This is a genomic window from Acinetobacter sp. TUM15064, assembly GCF_008980265.1.
Taxonomy (GTDB): domain Bacteria; phylum Pseudomonadota; class Gammaproteobacteria; order Pseudomonadales; family Moraxellaceae; genus Acinetobacter.
On the sequence record NZ_BKFU01000225.1, the window covers coordinates 1 to 441 of the forward strand.

The window sequence follows — 441 nt, forward strand, 5'->3', positions numbered from 1 at the left end:
CACCTGTTCGAATTTGCTGATTTTTAATATCAATAAAACCGACCAATCGAGGAATTAGATTCTCTTTTTTCCAATCACGAATATGTTCAGCCGTAACATGACTGATTCCTTGTCTTGGAATATCTTGAATTTTTATATCAGCTCCCAAAACAGTATTTGCTAATATCGTAATTTTGGCAGCAGTATCCCACCCATCTACATCAAAAGAGCTGTCAGGTTCTGCAATCCCTTTTGCTTGAGCTTTTCCAAGAGATTCTGCAAATTCGCATCCGTGTTGCAACATATCATTCAAAATAAAATTTGTGGTTCCTGTAAAGACACCTTCTATTTCTAAAATTTGGCAGCCAGCTAAGTTATATTCAAACAAATCAACAGTCGGTAAGGCAGCAGCTGTCGCACCGCTAAAAAAAAGTTTTTTATTGTGCTGATGCGCCAAGTTAA

Annotated in this window: 1 pseudogene; it reads right to left on the bottom strand. The window is 37.2% G+C overall.

Annotated features, from left to right (window positions below):
• Positions 1-441 (bottom strand): annotated as a pseudogene (locus GBI16_RS18535) (homoserine dehydrogenase); the annotation flags it as partial.